Here is a 2,798-nt window from a genome sequence, read left to right on the forward strand (position 1 = left end):
CGGCTGCTCGGCCTACATGCCGGGCGACCCGCGCGCCTGCGCCGCCGCGACCGATCCGCGCGGCGCCGGCCTGGCCGTCGCCGGCCAGCAGTAATTTGTTTCGGTTGGGGGCGGCGGTGCCGCCCCCGTAGCCCGATCCGCAACGGATACCGCGCATGCTGAAGGCCGGCCGCGGGGCGGAAGCGCCGCCCTTCCTCGTCATGGATGTTATCGCCGCCGCCAATGCGCGGGCCTCGGCCCTGCCGCCGGGGGCGCCCGGCATCCTGCGCATGGAGGTCGGCCAGCCCTCCACCGGCGCGCCGCGCGGCGCGGCGGAGGCCGCCATCCGCGCGCTCCAGGCCGGCGCGCCGATGGGCTACACGGAGGCCTTCGGCCTGCGGAGCCTGCGCGAGCGCATCAGCCGCCACTACGCCGACAAGTATGGCGCGGCGATCGCGCCGGGGCGCATCGCCGTCACCGTCGGCGCCTCGGGCGCCTTTCCGCTGGCCTTCCTGGCGGCCTTCGACCCCGGCGACCGCATCGCCATGGCCGCCCCCTTCTACCCGCCCTATGCGAACATCCTGACCGCGCTCGGCATGCAGCCGGTGCTGCTGCAATGCGATGCCAGCACCCGCTTCCAGCCCAGCCTCGCCATGCTGGAGGCGCTGGACCCGCGGCCCGACGGGCTGATCGTCGCCTCCCCCTGCAACCCGGCCGGCACCATGCTCTCGCCCGAGGAGCTGCAGGCGGTGGCGCGATGGTGCCACGCCAATGGCGTGCGGCTGATCTCGGACGAGATCTATCACGGCCTGTCCTATGGCATGGCGGAGAGCACGGCCGCCGGCTTCAGCGACAGCGCCGTGGTCATCAACAGTTTTTCCAAGTACTTCTCGATGACCGGCTGGCGCATCGGCTGGATGGTGCTGCCGGAGGACCTGCTGCGCCCGGTCGAATGCCTGGCCCAGAACATGTTCATCAGCGCGCCGCATGTGGCGCAGGTGGCGGCCGAGGCGGCCTTCGACTGCATCGAGGAGCTGGAGGCCAACAAGGCCGCCTATGGCCGCAACCGCGCGGCGCTGCTGGAAGGGCTCCCGGCGGCGGGCTTCGACCGGCTGGCCGAGGCGGATGGCGCCTTCTACCTCTGGGCCGATATCGGCCATCTCAGCAATGACAGCGTGGGTTTCGCCGCCCGCATGCTGGCCGAGGCCGGCATCGCCGCGACCCCCGGCGTCGATTTCGACCGTGCGCGCGGCCACCGCTTCCTGCGCTTTTCCTACTGCGGCGCGGAGGCGGCGATGGCCGAGGCGCCGGCGCGGCTGCGCGACTGGCTGCGCCGGGGCTGAGAGCCCGCCCGGCGGGGCAGGGGCAGCGCCTCTGCCCCTGCCTGCGCAACCCTGCCCATGGCGATTTGTTCACCTGCCGACGCGACGCTTCGGAAGGACTGCGCCATGGCCCCCCGATCCCTGCCCGGTTTCCTCTCGCGCCGGCATTTCCTGCGCAATTCGGGCGGCGGCGTGGTCGCGGCCTCGGCGCTGGCCGCGCCGGCCCTGGCCCAGGGCGGCGGCGGTTCGCTGCCCACCCAGGCCACCGGCCGGCCGATGCCCAAGATGGAGGTCGCCCAGCCCGACGCGCCCGGCCGGCGCGTGGGCTATGCGGTGCTCGGCCTCGGGCAATACGCGCTGAACCAGATCATCCCGGCCTTCGGCGAGACGCAGCATTCGCGGCTGGTGGCGCTGGTCAGCGGCAACCGCCAGAAGGCCGAGGGCGTCGCCGACCGCTACGGCGTGCGGCGCGAGGCGATCTATGGCTACCAGGATCTCGAGCGCATCGCCGAGAATGACGAGATCGACGTGGTCTATGTCATCACGCCGCCCTCGCTGCACGAGGAATTCACGGTGCGGAGCCTGCGCGCCGGCAAGCATGTTCTGTGCGAGAAGCCGATGGCGCCGAGCGTCGAGGCCTGCCAGCGCATGATCGACGCGGCGAGGCAGGCCGATCGCCAGCTGATGATCGGCTATCGCTGCCATTACGAGCCCTACAGCCTGGAGGCGATCCGCCGCATCCGCGCGGGCGAGCTCGGCGAGGTGCGGGTGCTGCACACCGACAATGCGCGCCCCGTCAACCCGGACAGCGTGCCGGCCGATGAATGGCGGGTGCGCCGGGCGCTCGCCGGCGGCGGCGCGCTGTTCGATGTCGGCATCTATGGCGTCAATGGCGCGCGCTACCTGCTGGGGGCGGAGCCCGAGGAGGTCTCGGCCTGGAGCCACACGCCGGAGGATCCGCGCTTCGGCGATGTGGAGGATGTCACCACCTGGCGCATGCGCTTCCCCGGCGGCGTCACCGTGCTGGGCTCCACCGGCTATTCCTACCAGGCCAACCGCTTCGCCGTGCAGGGCAGCAAGGCCAGCCTGCTGATGGAGCCGGCGACGCATTACTACCGCCACGGCATGTCGATCCGCACCCAGCAGAAGACCGAGCAGCTGCTGATCCCCGAGGCCAGCCAGTTCGCCCGCCAGCTCGACCACATGGCCGAGGCGATCCGCGAGGGCCGCCCCGTTCACAGCCCGGGCGAGGAGGGGATGCAGGATGTGCGGCTGATGCTGGCCATGTACCGCGCGGCGCAGACCGGCCAGCCGGTGAAGATCGACTGGCGCTACCGCCGCGCCGCCCGGCTGGGCGAGGGCTGAGGCGCGGCCGCCTCAGTTCGACGGGAAGAAGAAGCGCTGCATCCGCTGCACCAGCTCGCGCAGGTCGAAGGGCGGCGGCGGCTCGGCCGCCTGCTCGGCCGGGGCGCGGGCGCGGAAGGCGGCCAGCGCCGC

At 72.5% G+C, this 2,798-nt stretch carries 2 protein-coding genes; both read left to right on the top strand.

All coding sequences use genetic code 11. The features are described from left to right. The first annotated feature begins 155 nt into the window (after positions 1–155). Positions 156–1,322, top strand: coding sequence for a pyridoxal phosphate-dependent aminotransferase (locus HMPREF0731_RS09125; protein WP_007003807.1), 1,167 nt, complete (start codon positions 156–158; stop codon positions 1,320–1,322). A 105-nt stretch (positions 1,323–1,427) separates the two neighbouring features. Next, complete coding sequence (locus HMPREF0731_RS09130; RefSeq protein ID WP_007003808.1) at positions 1,428–2,666, top strand: Gfo/Idh/MocA family protein; 1,239 nt, start codon at positions 1,428–1,430, stop codon at positions 2,664–2,666. The last annotated feature ends 132 nt before the right edge of the window (positions 2,667–2,798 follow it).

It is taken from the genome of Pseudoroseomonas cervicalis ATCC 49957, assembly GCF_000164635.1.
GTDB lineage: Bacteria > Pseudomonadota > Alphaproteobacteria > Acetobacterales > Acetobacteraceae > Pseudoroseomonas > Pseudoroseomonas cervicalis.